Here is a 17,447-nt window from a genome sequence, read left to right as displayed (position 1 = left end):
GGTGAACCTGTTCGCCAGTTTTGCGCTGGATGCAGGAACAGAGTTCAACACGCTGATTTTCCTCATTGAGCAGGCTAATACCCCTGATCTTTTTGCGATGCTCGCGAAGAAAGGCGATGTGAAGGGACGTGTTGGCATTACCGGTCCTTATGGCTCATCCTTTCTTGGGCATGATGATGAGCCACTGATTATGGTTGCTGGACCGAACAGTCTGCCTCCAATCTGGGCAATGGCTTTGAGTTCCGTCATGGGACAGCCACGCCGTGAGAAGATACTCATTCTGGATCAATCATTGAAACAAGACCAGTTTCAGCAGGTGTTTAACTGGCTGAACCGTCGTGGCATACAGCCGACCTTTGCAGACCTGCAAGGTATTGGAGCCGCTGAAACCCTGCAAGCATTGCTGCCAGATCTCACCGAGTTTGACATGGCTTATATGGCTGGCTCGCGCGACTTTATTGCCAGCCTTGAGCATGTTTTCATTGAGGCACAAGCCACTTACGGGCGTATTCCAAACTTCCAACCGTGGGATGATGTGGCAGAACCCGTTGATGATGCCGCTGTGATGGAACCTGCTGAGTGACTATCTAGCCAGCGGCTTTCTTGGTCAGTTTTGAGTTGTTGACCTGAGCTTCCAATGTGATGCCGCGCGCTTCTTCCAGCATCCAAAAGAGCGCCTGATTGGGTGGTGCAGGTTTGCCGAAGTAGTAGCCCTGCGCTTCTGTACATCCCATAGCCTTCAATTGCTCTGAGATCTCTTTGCTTTCAACGCCTTCTGCCGTGGTTGTAATACCCAGGCTGTTTGCAAGATCTATGACAGAGTTGACGATGAAGCGGGAGTCGTCATCCTCAGTCATACTCATCACGAATGATCTATCGACTTTAATCCTGTCAAAGGGGAAACGGCGAAGCGTACTCAGTGAGGAGTAGCCCGTTCCGAAGTCATCCATGGAGATCTTCACGCCGATCTGCTGCAGCTTCGCCAAGGTCTGGCGCACGCGCAGATGATCTGCCAGCAACACGGTTTCTGTCACTTCCAGCTCAAGTCGTCCGGGATCCAGACCGGTGCGGGCCAGCACATCATCAACAACGGGCAAAAGCTGCTCGCAGTAGATTTGGCGTGGTGACAGGTTGACCGCCAAGTTCACCCGTTTGGGCCAGCCAACGGCTAGGGAGCAGGCCTCGTCCAGCACCCATGCCCCAATCTCCAGAATCAAACCGGTTTCTTCTGCCAAAGGGATGAATTCAAATGGTGAGATGAAACCGTAGCGTGGGTGGTTCCAGCGCAGTAGTGCCTCAAACCCCGAGATTTCGCCGGTTGCCAGTATGACTTGTGGTTGGAAGTAGACCTCCAGCTCCCTGTTTGCGGTAGCTTTATAGAGATCAGTGATCAAGGTCTGGCGTTGCTTAATCTTGGCAGCCATATCATCTTCGAAGAAGCGGAAAGTGTTTCGGCCATCATTTTTGGCCTGATACAAAGCAAGGTCGGCAAAGCGGATAAGCTCATCCACGTTTTGATGTTCCTTGCTGAATGTCGCGATCCCAACACTCGCAGCGACCACGATTTCATGACCTTCCAGGAAACATGGAGAAGCAATGACTTTCAGCACTTCTTTGGCAAGCTGCTCCAGATCCTCTCGCGAAGCAGGCAACTTGGATAGGATCGCGAACTCATCCCCTCCGAGACGGGCGACCATCTCTTTGTTGGTTACCTGTTCGCGTAGGATTTTAGCGATGTGGCACAGGAGCTTATCACCAACAGCATGGCCCAATGAGTCGTTGATGGTCTTAAACTCATCGAGGTCCATCCACAAAATGCCAAAGTGCTCATCCTGCTCAAGGGCGGCTTGCTTCATCTCTTGCAGGCGTTCGTTCATCAGCAAGCGATTGGGCAGTTTGGTCAAGGCATCGTGAGTTGCAAGATAGCTCAGATGATCACTGATGCGCTGCCTGTCGGTGATGTCCTCGAAGATAGCAACCCAGCCACCGCCATCTTGTGGTTCAAGCGTCATCAGAATGACCTGCTCGCTTTGCAGTGTGAGCGTGAAGGTGCTGCGTACTGAGCTGGGCCAGTGCTGTTGAGCGACAGAGTTTTCGTCTGCCTCCTCCAAGAACTCCTGAGCCAACGGCATACATTGGACCATTTCGTCCCATGTCATACCAATTTTCCCCTCACCCTGCTCACAAGCGAAGATGTCATCAAAGCGCTGATTAAACACAATCAATCTTTTCTGTGTATCGAACATACACAACCCATGAGACATATTGTTGAGAGCAGCGTCGAATAACGTATTTTGCTTCACCAATTGCTGTTCTTGCTTGCGCAATTCCTTGTTCTTGCGCTGGATGTTGAGACGCAAACTGTCGCGCTCACGAGCGGAGGCTTGGAGCACTTTGACGGCGCGGGCAATCTCTCCGACCTCGTCCATTCTTCGGGTACCTTCTACCCGCACATCGAAGTTCCCTCCGGCCACATCAGAGAGAGCATCTGCGATGCGCTGCAATGGCTGAGACATTTTGCGGGAAACAAACAGGGCTACGATGAAGATGATGAGGCAGGCTGTGAAGCCCAAAACGATAAGCCGCTGGAAAGTCTGAGCGCTGGTCTCTTCGCCCACATTGCGTAGGCGTTCCTGTGCGTCCAGCAAGACTTCCAGTGGCTTGAAGGCGCAAATCACGAGCGGGGATGGACCGTTGTCACAGAACTCGAATGCGGTATTCAGGATCTTAAGTTTACGCAGGTTTTCAGGCATTTGCAGCGCTTCGACCGGTGCATGTGGCGAGGCGCCAACCAGCTTGTCCTGATAGAAGATCGCAATCTCGGCACCTGAGATTTTGCTGTATTCGTCAATTACACCGGAATTGAAGGGAAACCAACGCTGCGCCACCAAGGCTCCGCGCCACTGGGTCCCCGGGTCAATGAGTGAGGAATAAAGGACCTGAGAGACGCCTGCATCAGGCTCCCCCGGCAATAACGGGCCAAATTGAGTGGCTGGAAGAAGCGTGTATCTGACGGCTGGGCCTGTGCCCGTGGACGGTGTCCAGACAGTGCTAAGCGACTGTTTCAGATGAACTTTGAGGAGCTGTTTCTGGATTAGTCCCGGATCGGCGCGCTTGGATGCTCCGACGATCTGGCCGCGGTAATTCAGCAGGATAATAGCATCAAGCGGCGTGCCTTCCTGCACCAGTGACAGGATGTTCACATCACCTGCCCAGACGCGGGTTTCTGCGGCTTTTACGATGTCGCCGCGCTCGCCAATGGCAGAAAGGCTGGCTGCGGTTTCGGATAGCTGAGACTGGATACGGTGTCTTATCAACGCAACATCGCGTTCAAGCGTGGTGGAAAACTGGTTTACAGCGATTTGAGAGAGTTGCTCACTTTGGAGTTGAAGCGTTCTTTTCCATTGAATTACAACGAGAAATGTTAGCGCGAAATAAGATAGAGCAATGGCGACAACAGAGATGATTGCTAGTTTAAGAGAAATTGAGTGCCGGACTCGTCTCATAGAAATTGCCTGCGCCGAACAGTTTGCTATTCGCCAAATGAACAAAAACCTCGTGCGTGAGGGCACAGAGGTCTCATGAACAAGGCCTGATTGTCGCGAAACTGTCTTAAGCAGGCGTGAGCACTACCAAACTATGAGTTTTGTCGGTTAATGCTCACGAAAGCAGGTTGGTTAAATGCACTTTAATTGCATCGTACTAGGCAGAGAGCTCTAGCTTTCTCTCAGCGTTCACTTCAACGCTTGTCCTAATTTCATCTGCGTTTTCAATAATCTGCGTCAAGTTGATTGCATCCAACTCTTCCATGAAAGAGTTCAGCGCATGCTTCAGCTTGCCTTCGAAACGGCAGACACCCGATAGTGGGCATGGTTTGGCAGGATTGCATGCAAAGCACTCCACTAGTGCGAAGTTGTCTTCAACATTCCGGATGAGTTTACCGATGTTGATAGAAGCTGGTGCATGAGCAAGCATCAGACCACCCAATCGCCCTCGTCTGGATTTGATGTAGCCCTTCCGGTTTAAGATCTGCACGACCTTGGCGACCTGAGGGCGCCCGCTGTTGGTTGCCTCAGACAAGCGGTCAATTGTCCACTTGTCGCTCCGGTTGACAGCCATGAGCATCAGTATGCGTACCGCTACATCTGTCATCCCAGTTAATTTCATAGGTACCTCGACCTTACTCTAAAGCTGAAATTGCTTCATCGAATTACAGTTAATAAAAACATTTGGGGTATTATTTTTATTGATTGACGCCGGTCATATACTACAAAAGAGCAGTACTCACATGGGAACATTGATCTCCATCAAAAGTTATCAAAATATAAATACAATTACCAACTACACACATCCGAACCATTACGCTGGGTCAATTAGAATTTATCTTCTATACTTAGCGTAAGTAACTTTTTTTGCGTTTTTCTCTTTCGTGACCCCAATATTTCCTTACGTAATAATTGAAATAAACGAAAACTATGATTTATTAAGCTTGGATTTCTAATGAGCGAAACTATCGATGATCGATTGAAGTATCACTGTATTTCTTCGGCAGAACTGGAAGAACTTGGAAACTCCCAAGATATTATCATGGCAATCATGCCGGAGGTCTTGGATGAGTTTTATAGACACATTCGAAACTTTCCTGAGACCATGAAGTTTTTCAAGAATGAAGAGCACATGCGTCATGCACGGGAGAAGCAGCATGAGCATTGGCGGCTCATATGCAGCGGGAAGTTGGATGATGACTATGCTCAATCTGTGCAGCGGATCGGCAGAACGCATCAGCGGCTCGGCCTGACACCGCAATGGTATATCGGAGCTTACAGCAGGTTGGGAACGTTGCTCAGCACAGCTCTTCTTGAGCAGTCTGGTGGCGGCTTATTCTCCCGCTCCAGCCGATCAAGCAAGAACCTGCCTCACATCCTCAACAAGGTCATTCTGCTTGATATGGACCTTGCGCTGGCGGTTTATGAACAGACCGGGGAAGAGGCGCGTCAAGAGTTTCTAACGGACCTTGCAGAGCATTTTGAAGGATCCGTGGGCCAAGTCACGTCCTCCATTGCCAGCACTGCAGATCAGCTACATGGGTCTGCAGTTTCTCTTTCCGGCAACTCAGAGCACACCAACGAGATCAGTTCCAGCGTGGCAGCAGCGTCTCTGGATGCCTCTCAAAACGTGGAGGCGGTGCGCTCCGCAACTGAGGAACTGGGGACTGCCATTTCCGAGATTGCCGAGCAGGTTCACAAAACAACGATTACAGCCTCCAACGCGACACTCGCATCCACAAAGGCCTTCCAGCAGGTCAATCATCTGTCCCAAGTGGCAATCGAGATTGGTGATATTATTGATTTAATTACTCAAATATCAGAGCAAACCAATCTGCTCGCCCTCAACGCAACCATTGAAGCGGCGCGTGCTGGTGAGTTGGGCAAAGGGTTTGCGGTGGTTGCACATGAGGTGAAATCGCTTGCTCAGCAGACAGCGAATGCGACTGTGCAGATCAGCGATCAGATCTCTGGGATTCAGGAGAGCACAAGTGAGTCCAAAGAGGCTATCTCTGAGATCAAAGTGATCATTGAAGAAATGAATGACAGCGCGAATGCCATTGCCAGTGCGGTTGAACAACAAGGCATCGCGACGCAATCCATTGCTGTGAACATCAAGGATGCTGCATTGGGGACCACGCAGGTGTCAGATAGCATCGGCCAAGTGCAAAAAGCGGCGGACGAAACCGATAAAACCGCCTCTGGTGTGCTTGACGCTGCACAAATTTTATCCAATCAGGCTGCTGACCTGCGTTCTTCGGTTGGCACTTTCCTCGGCAACTTGCGATAGAAAGCCTTCGCACTTGCGTTAGCTGCACTACAAAAAACTGGTGTTTGTCTTTCAACCAAAAGACAAACACCAGTGCTCTGCATGCCTTGAGAAATTTAAACGACATTCTTTATGAATTCAGCATTTTACAGTTTTAACGGACACCTTACGTAAAATGCATTTATTTCATTCAGGTCACATTTGCAGTGCAGCACTTCCTGAAAACTAAATAGGACAAACGATTTACAACATCTAATGTAATGTTACTTGGTATTAACCTTTGGTTTAAAAACCATAAGTCGAATTGCGATTCATTATACTACCGAACTAGGCTTTCCTTTGCGTGAGCTGACGTAACTGTTTCTGGTGAACAAGGAATGGTGAACGCGGCAGGTTCTTAGGAGGACGGGACCTCTATCACGTCATTTCGGGCATTTTGCCTTTCGGGAGGATTTCATGAGCATTATTCGTAGGCCGATGAATCGGCGTAGCCTATTGAAGGCAGGAGCAGCCAGTAGTCTGGTTCTGGCGACCCCAACTATTATCAGCCGCAGCGCCTGGGCTGAAACCAATTTCCGCAATGACCCAACCAATTCCAAAACAGTCACCTTCGGTTTCAACGTGCCACAAACAGGCGCATATGCTGACGAAGGCGCTGACGAGCTGCGTGCTTATCAGCTGGCCGTCAAGCACCTGAACGGTGAAGGTGACGGCGGTATGCTGAGCACCATGAAGCCGCTTTCGCTCAATGGTAACGGCGTTCTTGGCAAGAAAGTTGATTACGTCACCGGTGATACTCAAACAAAGTCTGATGCGGCCCGCGCCTCTGCAAAGCGCATGATCGAAAAAGACGGCGTTGTCATGTGGTCTGGTGGCTCGTCTTCCGGCGTGGCGATTGCACAGCAGTCTCTCGCGCAGGAAATGGGCGTCGTATTTATGTGCGGCCTGACCCACTCCAATGACACTACCGGCAAGGACAAGCGGCGCTATGGCTTCCGCCACTTCTTCAACGCTTACATGTCCGGTGCAGCGCTTGGTCCTGTGCTTGAAAAAGAGATGGGCAAAGACCGTCGCGCTTATCACCTGACAGCTGACTACACGTGGGGTTGGACACAGGAAGAGTCCATTGCCAACACCACAGAAGGCCTTGGCTGGGAAACCGTCAACAAAGTCCGCACTCCATTGGGTGCTGGTGACTTCTCTCAGTACATTGCACCTGTTCTGAACTCTGGTGCTGATGTGTTGATCTTGAACCACTACGGTAAGGACATGATCAACTCGCTGACACAGGCTGTTCAGTTTGGTCTGCGTGACAAGCTTGTAAATGGTAAGAACTTTGAGATCATCGTTCCACTGTACTCCCGCCTTATGGCTCAGGGTGCAGGCGAAAACATCAAAGGCATTTACGGCACAACCAACTGGAACTGGTCCTTGCAGGACGAAGGTTCCAAGGCCTTTGTTAAGTCGTTCGGTCAGGAATATGGCTTCCCACCATCCCAGGCTGCACACACCTGCTACGTTCAGACACTGCTTTATGCAGATGCGTGTGAGCGTGCGGGCACCTTCAATCCAGCAGAGGTTATCAAGGCTCTGGAAGATCACCAGTTCGACGGTATGGGTAACGGCCCAACTCTTTACCGCGGCTCTGATCACCAGTGCTTCAAGGATGTGCTGGTCGTGAAAGGCAACGAGAACGCGACTTCCCAGTTTGACCTTCTGGAAGTTGTTGAAGTGACACCTGCTTCTCAGGTCACGTATGACCCAGAGATCTTTGGTGGCGAGCTTGGACCTTACAAGGTCTAACAGCACCGTTTGCCCGGCTGCAGTTTTTTTTGCAGCCGGGCAATGGCTCCTGCTTGAACCACTAATGTTCCGCATTGGATGCCTTGCACCTTCTCACGAATTTAAAGGGAGAAGAGCGGATGGACGCCATCGTTCTTCAAATTCTCAACGGCCTTGATAAGGGCGGTGCCTATGCTTTGATTGCGCTTGGGCTAACGCTTATCTTCGGTACGCTTGGAGTTGTGAACTTCGCCCATGGGGCCTTGTTTATGCTTGGCGCATTTTGTGCCGTAGCTTTCAATAAACTGATTGGCCTTGAGCAGGTTGTTGTCGATCCAACCAAGACCACTGCCTGGGGCACGCCTTTGGAAACCCGTGTGCCTTACATTGAGGTTTGGCTGGGTGACACTGGCACGACGATGCTGAACTACTCTGTTCCATTGTCTATCGCATTTGCCATTCCGGTCATGCTGCTGGTTGGGTATGTGATGGAACGTGGTTTGATCCGCCACTTCTACAAGCGCCCGCATGCTGAGCAGATCCTTGTGACCTTTGGTCTGGCCATTGTTTTGCAAGAGATCATCAAAACTTACTTCGGAGCAAACCCTATTCCACAATCTGCACCGGATATGGTGCGCGGCGCGATGGACCTGGGCATTTGGATCGGCTTTGATCCGGGAACTGTCGTCTATCCGCAGTGGCGCATTGTGTATCTGTTCTTCTCGCTTAGCGTGATTGGCGGGGTCTTTGCCTTCCTGCAGTTCACGACCTTTGGCATGGTTGTTCGCGCTGGCATGGCCGACCGTGAAACTGTTGGCCTTCTTGGCATCAACATTGAGCGTCGCTTTACGCTGGTCTTTGCCGTTGCTGCCGTCGTCGCAGGTCTCGCTGGCGTTATGTACACGCCGATCCTTCCGCCAGATTACCACATGGGTATGGACTTCCTCGTGCTGTCCTTCGTGGTGGTGGTCGTGGGTGGCATGGGTTCTCTGCCTGGTGCGGTATCTGCTGGCTTCCTGCTGGGCATTTTGCAAAGCTTTGCGAGTATGAATGAGGTGAAGACCATTCTGCCGGGTATCGACCAGATCATTATCTATCTTGTTGCAGTTATTATCCTTCTGGTTCGTCCACGTGGACTTATGGGCCGCAAGGGCGTGATGGAGACTTGAGCCAATGATGACCAAGATTTCTCCACGCTCCGACCTGCTCATGCTTGTGCTGTTTACAGCTGCAATCCTAACAATGCCGATCTGGCTGGCACCGATTGGTGCCGGGTACCCAGACCTTTTGCAGAAGTTCGCGATTTTCGGCCTGTTTGCTCTGGGCTTCAACCTGCTGTTTGGCCTGACTGGCTATCTCAGCTTTGGTCATGCAGCTTTTCTGGGCATCGGGTCTTACGCCGCGGTCTGGAGCTTCAAACTGCTGGGAATGAACCCTATTCCAGCACTGCTCTTTTCCGTGGTGTTTTCCAGCCTGTTTGCGGTAGCCATTGGGTATATCTCGCTGCGCCGGTCAGGCATTTACTTTTCCATTCTGACGCTGGCGTTTGCGCAGATGAGCTATAATCTGGCGTACTCTGTACTAACCCCAATCACCAATGGTGAGACTGGCTTGCGGGTGCTGCAATCTGACCCACGGTTGTTTGACAGCACTTCAGAAGCGTCCGGTCCGCTTATCTCCAATCTGTTTGGGATTGAGATGACCGGGTACTCGGGTTTCTACTTTTGTGCTGTTTTGCTCATCATCGGGTTTTATATTTCACAACGCATTTTCCGCAGCCCATTCGGGATGATGCTGCGTGCTGTGAAATCCAACCAGAACCGCATGAGCTATACCGGCCTCAATACACGACCTTACACGCTTGCTGCTTTCGTCATTTCCGGCACGTTTGCTGGTGTTGCAGGTAGCCTGCTGGCCGTGACGGATCCACTTGCGGGTGCTGAACGCATGCAGTGGACGGCATCTGGTGAGGTGGTTTTGATGACCATCCTTGGTGGTGCCGGCACTCTGCTTGGACCGATCCTAGGTGCAGGTCTCATCAAGTACTTCGAGAACATCTTCTCTGCGTATAACGAGCAGACACTGCATGCCATTTTCTCCTTCCTGCCTGATTTCATGGAGGGAGCAGTGGTGAGCCTTGCAAGCTTGTTTGTGGGCGAAGGCTGGCATTTGACGCTTGGTTTATTGTTCATGGTGATCGTGATCTTCCTGCCGGGCGGCATCATGGAAGGCTTCAACCGGATTACCAAGCTGTTCCGCAGGAGACCTTCGCGTGTTGGCAAGAGAACAGGTCATTCGCATTCTCCAGCATCAGCCAATGCAGCGGAATAGAGAGAGGCAACCATGGAAATTCTTAGTGTTAAGGGCGTGAACAAGCGCTTTGGTGGCCTGAAAGCTCTCGATGACGTGAACCTTTCCATCGAGCAAGGGCATGTGCATGCCATCATCGGGCCAAACGGGGCGGGCAAATCCACATTGCTCAATTGCTTTGTAGGGCGCCTGATCCCTGATACGGGCTCTGTGACCTTTCTGGGTAAGGATCTCATTGGTGCTAAGCCGCATGAGATCAATCAGGCAGGTGTTTCCCGCGTGTTTCAGACGCCAGAGATCTTTGGTGATCTGACCTTGCAGGAAAACGTGATGATCCCAACTCTGGCCAAGCGAGATGGGGCATTTACCATGAACGCTTGGGCTCGTGTGGATGGTCAGGGCGAGATACGCGACAAAGCCATGCATATGCTTGAGGATGTTGGGCTTGCAGATAAGAAAGACATGACTGCAGACTCTCTTTCACGAGGTGACAAGCGGCGTCTGGAGCTGGCGATGTGTTTGGTTCAGGATCCAAAACTGTTGCTTTTGGATGAGCCAACAGCGGGCATGTCTCGTGCTGATACCAACAACACCATTGATCTGCTGAAGCGTATTGGTGAGCGCGGCATTACCAAGATTGTTATCGAGCACGACATGCATGTGGTGTTCTCCCTCGCCAGCAAAATCAGCGTTTTGGCACAGGGCACTGTGATTGCTGAGGGGCAACCAGAAGACATCAAAGGCGATCCACGCGTTCAGGAAGCTTATCTGGGAGGGGCGCACGTATGACCATTCTCGAAGATCAATTCAAAGGCGCGACTGCACCGGGTGTTACGCCTGTGCGTTCCAAGGGTGGTGCTCCGGCCTACTTCTCGGCTTGGGATTTGCATGCCTACTACGGTGAAAGTTATATTGTTCAGGGTGTTAGCTTTGATATTCGCGAAGGTGAGATCCTTGCACTGCTGGGGCGAAATGGGGCTGGGAAGACATCTACTCTTCGCGCGATTGCACGTGCCAGCGACCCGCAGCTGACACATGGTGAGATCTGGCTGGACCATAAACCTATTCATGAGATGCCAAACTATCTGGCAGCTCAGAACGGGATCCAGCTGGTGCAAGAAGATCGCCGGATCATTCCAGGGCTGACCGTTGAGGAAAACCTTCAGTTGGCGCAGATTTCGGAGCCGCACGGTTGGTCGATTGAGCGCCTGTACGATCACTTCCCTCGCCTTGCCGAGCGTGCCAAGCAGGAAGCTGTGACCATGTCTGGCGGCGAACAGCAGATGCTGGCTGTGGCCCGTGCGTTGGCTCGTGATGTGAAGCTGCTGTTGCTGGATGAGCCGTATGAGGGCCTCGCGCCGGTGATCGTTCAGGAGATTGAGCGCATTCTTGAGAACGTGAAGGAACTGGGCATCACGACGATTATCGTGGAGCAGAACGCTGTGGCTGCCCTGCACCTTGCGGACCGTGCGGTTATTCTGGACATGGGCGAAGTGGTGTTTGATGGCACGGCACAGGAAGTGCTCGACAACGAAGAGCTACGGCAAACCTATCTGGCGATCTGACGATTTTGTTAGAGCGTCAGCTCCGCAAAAGCAGGTTGCGTTATTTCTGAGTTTGCAACTTGCTTTATTTTGCAGGGTGTTTCTGAGCATTTTTCAGCATGCTTGGAGATCCCGATCAAGTTCCCCCAAGGGCTATTGACCCTTTACCTGAACCAGAGGATTCGTTCCTCTGGTCTTTTTCTTTTTGGGCGCATCGTTTCTCACAGGGTATCCAGGAATTGCTGATAGCTCAGCGGTGCTTGGCGCGCAGGTTCATGCCCCTGAAAACGATCTTGCCAGAAACTCAGGTAGAGACTGGAAAAGTCAAAGGTTCCTGCCAGAATTTGTTGTTTCTCCTCAAGTAGACGTTCACTGGTCAGCTCGACCCAATCATCCAGAACCACGACTGGTAAGTTTTTGAACAGCGGGTTCAGGCTGGAGGATTTAACGATGGGAATTGCTCCAAGAAACAAAGCTTCCCATGTGCGGTGGCAGTCCATTCCGTCCCCAAAAGGACTGATCGTGAAGAGGAACTGTACGTTTTTACGCCATGACTGTTCGCGAGGAAGGTGCTCATTTTCAAAATAGGCGGTGGTATCATCAACCACTTCAATCACCTCTGCTCTGTCTCCGCGATGCGCTGCATGGTGCCAGTTGCAGTAGGCTCGGACTTCTCGGTCTTCCAATGAGGCAGCGCTGGCGATCACAGCGCGCAGGCACTCTTCCTGCTCAAGCGGTGTCTGGAAGGTCCCCCAGGCGTGAGACTTGCGGGCGGTCATGGTGTGGTAGTCCAAACCGATGGGCAGGTTGAAGACTTTCTCGTGCTCGATAGCCAAGTTCTGCGCGTACCATGCAACCAGTAGCGGATGGGATAGCAGGTTCTTCAGATCAAGTGAGGACAGCGTGTTTGGCAGGGTTGTGTCCGGCCCTATGGGCAGATCACTGTCTCCACTGAGCAGGACGAATGGTTCGCGAATGTGCAGCAGTTTGGTTTGGACGAAGTACGGCAGGGCGTCGGTGGTGATGTAAAGCGTAGCACCGTTATGATGATGCTCCAGCAGGTCATCGTCGAGATCAGGGACTGAGGACTTAAGTTTCTGGTTCCGGCTTTGGCAGGTTTTGGCGAAGCCTCTGCTGGAGATAAACTTGCAGTGATTTTCCTCTCTGTCTCGCGGCATCCACTGATAGGATTTATATTGCAGCAATGAAAAGACCAACCAACCCTCCTGCGCTTTTCGATATCTAAGCGTGCACGGTTGTTTGGCGCCACTCTGAAATCTTTCCCACCATTTCCAGAGATTCCCTAAAGCCTTAGAGTTTGGCACCTGTTCTTACCTGAAAACCCGCCCCTTCTCGGGAATACGCTATAGAGTTGAATGGCATTTGAGAGATCCCATTGGCGCAGGATTACCATGATTTGCCAAAGTGCATGCAGGATGGCGCGGGCAGGGTAAAATCCGCGACAAGGCTGATCAGCCGAGGATGTTACTGAAAGAAGGCCCATAGATGCGCTTCCTGTCCCAGCGCGATGAGGAACAGTCTCCTAAAAAAAACAAATCACGGCTTGAGGTGAGCTACGGCAATATCCCGCGCCATCGCACGCAGTTGCATCAGCGGCTTCTCGATCTTGGTTTGCCAACCCAGCCTGTTATTCGTGAGGTGCTGGATTGTGCCCAGTACTACTCCCTCAAAGCCCATGAGGATTTGCTGGTGCAAGGGCAAAGCGCTGATCGGTTTTTCATCATTCTTGAAGGGGATCTGGAAGTTATCAAAGAAGATCAGGACGGGGCAGATACTGTTCTGGGTCACCTGAAAGCGGGTGATGTGGCGGGAGAACTGGCCTATATTCGTGCCCATGTCGGGCCGCAAAGCTACATCGCAAGTGTTCGGGCCAAACGGGATACGGTTGTCGCCTCGCTAAGCTGGAACAGATACGGCACTCTGCCGACCTCGACTGAAACCAACTCCATGCTGTTTCGCTATTTTGCCCGGCAGGCGGCGCATCAACTGGAACAAAGCAGTTCCCGAGTACTGGAAGAGATCAAGATCCGGTCACGACGTTTGCAGGCCTATGCGGTTTTGCTGGTGGCGAACATGATCGCCATGTCGTCATTTGCGTTGTTCATCAGCCTCTACAAAAATACGTTTGATGATTACGGCTACGGCTTTATTGCGATGACGGTTTACAGCTTGAGCCTGAACTTCATTCTTGCGGCAATTCTGTTTTACATCATGAAAAACCTTTATTTGCCGCCACGCATCTTCGGGCTTGAATTCAGCCATCTCCCGAGCCAGTTCGGTTATGGGGTGGTGATGACTGTTCCGATCATTCTCGTGATGGCAGTGACCCGGTACATTGTGCATCCTTCAGAAGAGTCGTTTTCCTTCTACTTTCTCACGCATCAGGTACAAGGACCGTTTATGGGATGGCCTGAGGTTGCCTTTGCGGTTTTCTATGCGCTGGTGATGTGCCCTATTCAGCAGTTCATTGTTCGGTGTGGCATGCAGGTTCCGGTGACTGCGGCCTTGGGGCCGCATAAGCTCTCCTCTGTGTTCTGGGGCAATTTTGCAGCTTCTGTTGCCTTTTCTATCATCCACCTGCCCTATTCCAAACTGGCGGTTTTACTGACGTTTATGGTGAGTTTTTATTGGGGGGTGATGTTCCAGCATCGCCGGTCATGGGTGGCGGTTTCCACCAGCCACGCGATTGCCGGGCTTGCGGCATTTTACTGGTTCGCCTTGCTGCGTGTTGCATAACAAAAAAGGCGCCAGAGGCGCCTTTTTCATTGTCATCAGGATCATTTTCAGATCAATTTTCAGATGGTTTGTCTTCCTTGGCATCAATGGCCAGTTCACCACCAGATCCTCTTGCCGCACGGCCTTCCTCGATGGTCCAACCAGCCTTTTCGCGCATCCATTGGAAGCTGACGTAAAGGGTCGGGATGAGGAAGATACCAATGGTAGCTGAGAACAGCATGCCTGCCAGCACCGGCACACCCACCGCAACCATAGCTCCAGCACCAGGGCCGGATGCGATGACCAACGGTACAAGACCGGCGGAGAAGGCAAGTGATGTCATCATCACCGGGCGGAAGCGCAAACGAGCACCTTCAATTGCGGACTCGTAGATCCCCATGCCATCAATGCGTTTTTCGAGTGAAAACTCGTTCATCAGGATCGCATTTTTACCCGCCAGCGCAATCAGAATGACCATACCAATCTGCGCATACAGATCGAACGCCAGACCGAAGATCCAGAGGCTCAACAAGGCACCTGCCAAGGCAGGAGCGACCGAAAGCAGAACGGGAATGGGTGTGTTCCAACTTTCATAAAGCGCCACAAGGAACAGATAGGCAAACAGGAAGGCTAGCCCCAGTACCAGTGCAGTTTGCCCCGCAGCTTCTTTCTGTTCCAGTGCCAGCCCCGTCCATTCATAGGCGTAGCCTTTTGGCAGTGCTTTGGCCGCTACCCCATCCATCGCCGTCAAAGCTTCACCCAAGCCTGCACCCGGGGCTGCATTGCCGTTGAACGCGACTGCGCGGTAGTTGTTGTAGCGCGTGATGGTGTTTGCCCCACGCGACAGCTCAGTCTGCACGACGGAGGACAGTTCAACCATCTCACCTGTGTCTGAACGGACAAAGATGGAGCCGATGTCTTCAACACCAGAGCGATACTTCTGCTCTGCCTGCAGGCGAACGGTCCATGTGCGACCGTAGAGGTTGAAGTCGTTGATGTAATAACCGCCCAGCGTGGCTTGCAATGCGTTGTAAACACTTGCCACATTCAGGCCAAGCACCTGAGCACGCTCACGATCCAGCTTCACATTCAATTGTGGGGTGTTTGCATTGAAGGTGGTGAAGAAGGAAGCGATATCAGGCGCTTCATTGGCTGCTACAATCAAGGAGCGGGAAATTTGCGCAAGAACCGTTGGATCCTGACCTTCCAGTGCCTCCATGATGAACTCAAAGCCACCTACCGTGCCGAGACCATCGATTGCAGCTGGGTTGACCGGGAAGAAGGTTGCTTCCGGAATGCCTGCCAAAGCTCCGTATGTTCTATAAACGAAGGCGAAAGAAGACAGTTCACGTGATGGACGTTCCTCATAATCCTTGAGTTTGACGAAGAAAACGCCTGCGTTTGGTGATGAGCCGCCACCTGCCAACAGGTCGAGCCCGATGATCATTGTGGTGGAGTTGACTGCCGGGTCTTTGCGGATGATATCGTCGGCTTTGCGCATGACCGCTTCAGTTCGGTTGCGAGACGCACCCGGAGGCAAATTGACCAGCACCATGGCGTAGCCTTTGTCTTCATCCGGGACAAAGCCATCTGGGGTGTTGGAAACAACCAGGAAACCAAAGAGCGCGAAACCCACCACTACAGGCAGCGAAAGCAGCGACATTTTTGCGATGCGCTTAATTAGACCAGCATAACTATGGCCGACGTCATCAATCTTTTTGGAAACCTTGGCCATGACGCCTGTCAGGTCTTCTGATTTCATCAAGATAGCGCAAAGAGCAGGAGACAGTGACAACGCGTTGATTGTGGAGATCACCATTGCCGCGGAAATGGAGACCGCGAACTCTCTAAAGAGCACACCGGATGAGCCTGGCAGGAAGGCCACAGGTACGAACACAGAGAGCAGCACCAGCGTGGTTGCCAGCACAGGGGCAGCGATTTCTCCAACTGCTTTTGACGTTGCCTGAGCAGGTGTGAGATCGGGGTGCTCATGCATAATGCGTTCAACGTTCTCAACCACGATGATCGCATCATCCACTACAATGCCGATGGCAAGCACCAAGGCCAGCAGTGAGATGGTGTTGGCCGTGTACCCCATCATGAAGGCCACCGCGACAGCGCCAATGATGGATACCGGAACAGCAATCAGCGGAATGAGGGTTGCGCGGAATTTGCCAAGGAAGACGTAGACCACAATGGTCACAAGCACGAAAGCTTCCAGCAGTGTGTGGATCACCTTCGAAATCATCTCATTCACGAAGAGTGAGGTATCGAAGATGGAGATGTATGTGAGGTCTTCCGGGAAGCGCTCCGCCAGATACGCGATACGCTCGTTGACCGCTTCTGACACAGCCACAGCGTTTGCGCCCGGGGACAGGTAAATCCCCACCATCGCTGTTGGTTGCTGGTTGTATTCTGCTAATATGTCATAGGAGGCGCTGCTGAGTTCTACGCGGGCGACATTTCTCAGGTGAACCACAGAGCCGTCAGGATTTGCGCGCAGAACGATGTTCTGGAATTCTTCAACCGTGTTCAAACGGCCTTTTGCTGTGACTGTCAGCTGAAGTTGCTGATCAGCGGCCAGAGGAGCTGCACCGATACGACCAACAGCAGCTTGTTTGTTTTGTGATTGGACCGCAGAGATCACATCTTCTGCTGTCAGGTTGAGGGCTCTGAGTTTGACCGGGTCCAGCCAGATGCGCATGGAGTAATCCTGCGCGCCGAATACGCTGGCGTCCCCCACACCTGGAATACGCTTCAGTTCGTCTACGATGTTGATGGTGACGTAGTTGGAAATGAAGAGGCCATCATGTGTCTCATCCGGCGAATAAAAAGAAATCGCCTGCAGGAGATCACCGGCCTTTTTGGTGACGTTGACGCCCTGATCCCTAACTTCCTGCGGGAGCTTACTCTCGATGGTACTTATTCGGTTCTGAACGTTCACCGCATTGATATCCGGGTCCGTTGTCAGATCGAAGTAGACCGTTAGCGAGTAGGTGCCATCACTGGAAGACGACGACTTCATATAGCGCATGCCGTCTACGCCGTTGACTGCCCCTTCAACAAGCTGGCCAACACTCTCTTCCACCGTCAACGCATCCGCACCGATGTAAGTGGCGTTGACCTGCACGGTTGGGGGAGCAATGGTCGGGTATTGAGATACCGGAATTGAGTAAATCGAGATCGCACCGACCACGACTATGAGAATCGAAATCACCATCGCCAGCCGAGGTCGGCGAATAAACATGTCATAGATCATGG

At 51.9% G+C, this 17,447-nt stretch carries 11 protein-coding genes; 7 read left to right on the top strand and 4 right to left on the bottom strand.

Annotated features, from left to right (window positions below; genetic code table 11):
• Nucleotides 1-587: 587 nt before the first annotated feature.
• Together PsWM33_RS10200 and PsWM33_RS10195 are read right to left on the bottom strand one after the other, a co-directional pair.
• On the bottom strand, nucleotides 588-3,506 hold the full coding sequence (locus PsWM33_RS10200; RefSeq protein ID WP_063295024.1) for a putative bifunctional diguanylate cyclase/phosphodiesterase: 2,919 nt from the start codon (nucleotides 3,504-3,506) through the stop codon (nucleotides 588-590).
• Nucleotides 3,507-3,702: 196 nt separating this feature from the next.
• Nucleotides 3,703-4,167, bottom strand: coding sequence for an RrF2 family transcriptional regulator (locus PsWM33_RS10195; protein WP_208991675.1), 465 nt, complete (start codon nucleotides 4,165-4,167; stop codon nucleotides 3,703-3,705).
• Between the two features lie 333 nt (nucleotides 4,168-4,500).
• Here PsWM33_RS10195 and PsWM33_RS10190 point away from each other — a divergent pair, with 333 nt between their 5' ends.
• From PsWM33_RS10190 to PsWM33_RS10165, 6 genes are all read left to right on the top strand, one after another.
• Nucleotides 4,501-5,835 (top strand): globin-coupled sensor protein, encoded by a 1,335-nt coding sequence (locus tag PsWM33_RS10190; protein WP_082826960.1) that lies wholly within the window; start codon nucleotides 4,501-4,503, stop codon nucleotides 5,833-5,835.
• A 435-nt stretch (nucleotides 5,836-6,270) separates the two neighbouring features.
• Nucleotides 6,271-7,617 (top strand): substrate-binding protein, encoded by a 1,347-nt coding sequence (locus PsWM33_RS10185; RefSeq protein ID WP_193778206.1) that lies wholly within the window; start codon nucleotides 6,271-6,273, stop codon nucleotides 7,615-7,617.
• 119 nt (nucleotides 7,618-7,736) lie between these two features.
• A complete protein-coding gene (locus PsWM33_RS10180) occupies nucleotides 7,737-8,765 on the top strand; it encodes a branched-chain amino acid ABC transporter permease (protein WP_057461714.1) in 1,029 nt (342 codons plus the stop codon).
• Nucleotides 8,766-8,772: 7 nt separating this feature from the next.
• The gene (locus tag PsWM33_RS10175; RefSeq protein ID WP_446737446.1) at nucleotides 8,773-9,927 is read left to right on the top strand and encodes a branched-chain amino acid ABC transporter permease; all 1,155 of its coding nucleotides are present in this window, start codon (nucleotides 8,773-8,775) and stop codon (nucleotides 9,925-9,927) included.
• A 12-nt stretch (nucleotides 9,928-9,939) separates the two neighbouring features.
• Nucleotides 9,940-10,695: an ABC transporter ATP-binding protein gene (locus PsWM33_RS10170; protein ID WP_063295022.1), complete on the top strand. Its 756-nt coding sequence runs from the start codon at nucleotides 9,940-9,942 to the stop codon at nucleotides 10,693-10,695.
• Complete coding sequence (locus PsWM33_RS10165) at nucleotides 10,692-11,471, top strand: ABC transporter ATP-binding protein (protein WP_057461711.1); 780 nt, start codon at nucleotides 10,692-10,694, stop codon at nucleotides 11,469-11,471. The genes PsWM33_RS10170 and PsWM33_RS10165 overlap by 4 nt, the downstream gene beginning before the upstream one ends.
• A 200-nt stretch (nucleotides 11,472-11,671) precedes the next feature.
• Here PsWM33_RS10165 and PsWM33_RS10160 read toward each other — a convergent pair whose 3' ends face one another.
• Nucleotides 11,672-12,667, bottom strand: a complete 996-nt coding sequence (locus tag PsWM33_RS10160) for a hypothetical protein (RefSeq protein ID WP_208994503.1) — start codon at nucleotides 12,665-12,667, stop codon at nucleotides 11,672-11,674.
• A gap of 289 nt (nucleotides 12,668-12,956) precedes the next feature.
• On the opposite strand from PsWM33_RS10160, the gene PsWM33_RS10155 reads away from it, so the two are divergent.
• Nucleotides 12,957-14,207 (top strand): cyclic nucleotide-binding domain-containing protein, encoded by a 1,251-nt coding sequence (locus PsWM33_RS10155; RefSeq protein ID WP_063300133.1) that lies wholly within the window; start codon nucleotides 12,957-12,959, stop codon nucleotides 14,205-14,207.
• Between the two features lie 52 nt (nucleotides 14,208-14,259).
• On the opposite strand, the gene PsWM33_RS10150 is transcribed toward PsWM33_RS10155, so the two are convergent.
• Nucleotides 14,260-17,445, bottom strand: a complete 3,186-nt coding sequence (locus tag PsWM33_RS10150; RefSeq protein ID WP_063300132.1) for an efflux RND transporter permease subunit — start codon at nucleotides 17,443-17,445, stop codon at nucleotides 14,260-14,262.
• Nucleotides 17,446-17,447 lie beyond the last annotated feature (2 nt).

Origin of the sequence: Pseudovibrio sp. WM33, from assembly GCF_001623165.1 — a bacterium.
Classification (GTDB): Bacteria; Pseudomonadota; Alphaproteobacteria; order Rhizobiales; family Stappiaceae; genus Pseudovibrio.
The sequence above is the reverse complement of the archived record's forward strand: the minus strand, read 5'-3'. Positions and strand labels throughout refer to the sequence as shown.

Coding starts and splice junctions, on each gene's coding strand:
- PsWM33_RS10185 (WP_193778206.1), top strand. CDS start 6,271: ATGAGCATTATTCGTAGGCCGATGAATCGGCGTAGCCTATTGAAGGCA.
- PsWM33_RS10155 (WP_063300133.1), top strand. CDS start 12,957: ATGCGCTTCCTGTCCCAGCGCGATGAGGAACAGTCTCCTAAAAAAAAC.
- PsWM33_RS10170 (WP_063295022.1), top strand. CDS start 9,940: ATGGAAATTCTTAGTGTTAAGGGCGTGAACAAGCGCTTTGGTGGCCTG.
- PsWM33_RS10190 (WP_082826960.1), top strand. CDS start 4,501: ATGAGCGAAACTATCGATGATCGATTGAAGTATCACTGTATTTCTTCG.
- PsWM33_RS10200 (WP_063295024.1), bottom strand. CDS start 3,506: ATGAGACGAGTCCGGCACTCAATTTCTCTTAAACTAGCAATCATCTCT.
- PsWM33_RS10175 (WP_446737446.1), top strand. CDS start 8,773: ATGACCAAGATTTCTCCACGCTCCGACCTGCTCATGCTTGTGCTGTTT.
- PsWM33_RS10195 (WP_208991675.1), bottom strand. CDS start 4,167: ATGAAATTAACTGGGATGACAGATGTAGCGGTACGCATACTGATGCTC.
- PsWM33_RS10180 (WP_057461714.1), top strand. CDS start 7,737: ATGGACGCCATCGTTCTTCAAATTCTCAACGGCCTTGATAAGGGCGGT.
- PsWM33_RS10165 (WP_057461711.1), top strand. CDS start 10,692: ATGACCATTCTCGAAGATCAATTCAAAGGCGCGACTGCACCGGGTGTT.
- PsWM33_RS10150 (WP_063300132.1), bottom strand. CDS start 17,445: ATGATCTATGACATGTTTATTCGCCGACCTCGGCTGGCGATGGTGATT.